This window comes from Mesorhizobium sp. WSM4898 (genome assembly GCF_029625845.1).
In the GTDB taxonomy this organism is placed as follows: domain Bacteria; phylum Pseudomonadota; class Alphaproteobacteria; order Rhizobiales; family Rhizobiaceae; genus Mesorhizobium.
The window spans coordinates 1-828 of the sequence record NZ_JARTVQ010000031.1 but is presented as its reverse complement, the minus strand read 5'-3'; the positions used below and the strand labels follow the sequence as shown (position 1 = coordinate 828).

1 protein-coding gene and 1 pseudogene are annotated in these 828 nt (G+C 56.4%); both read right to left on the bottom strand.

What is annotated here, in order from left to right:
- On the bottom strand, nucleotides 1-271 hold a 271-nt coding region (locus P9228_RS30835), incomplete at its 3' end, for an ADP-ribosylation/crystallin J1 (protein WP_278057052.1).
- Between the two features lie 302 nt (nucleotides 272-573).
- Nucleotides 574-828 (bottom strand): annotated as a pseudogene (locus tag P9228_RS30830) (IS1 family transposase); the annotation flags it as partial.

Below are 828 nucleotides of genomic sequence, written 5' to 3'. Positions count from 1 at the left end.
AGTATTCTCGTAGCGCCCGCCCACCTGCCTCCTGCACGTCGTATTGCTCCAGGAAGTCACGCCGCACCTCAAAGCGCGTGACGAAACCCGCCCCACTATGAGGCACGTTCCAATCGCGAGCGATCCTGATTGCGTAGTCTTCTGAAAGCACGGGATAGAAAATGGGCTGATCCGGCAGACGCGGTGGGAACGAACACATACCGCTTTCGCGGATAAGCGCGAGTTCGGCTGGGCCAACCGGCCGCCACAGTGTAATCGTGTCAGGCTTCATAGTGCGACTTTAGCCGGTGGCGTCTCACCTTTCCAGCGCCCACCGCGTTTATGAGTTCACGACCTAGCGCACTTTCAGCGCATCGCCATCTTTGTAGATTAACGAGGCTTGACGATTGGTTGCCATGTGAGCGCGCGCGAACTTGCGACAACGCTCATCTGTGTTGATTTGGCGTTCAACCCAACGCCGCCAGTGAGGGTCTGACAAGGCGATGCGTTCCGCTTCGAGGAGGCTCGCGCCATTTTGGGAGCGAAGCTCCTTGATATGAACTATCCAACGATCTCGATCTGCCACGGACAATCTTACCGCTTCTTATAGGGGCCGCGCTTGCCCGGCTTCGGCGCTACAGCGTCCATCTTTTCGCAAAGGTTTTCCATAGACCAGAGCGTCTTGGACACGCGAGCGGCCATTGCAGGCGTCATCTTCAGCGCCTTGTGCATCTTTATGAAGTTGTACCAGACGGTGTAGATCGCGACCATGTGGACGTGGTTGTCGAACTTTTTTGAGAACGCATTGGTAAGGCGCGTGAAACGACGGTTTGCCATCCGCATGGTGAG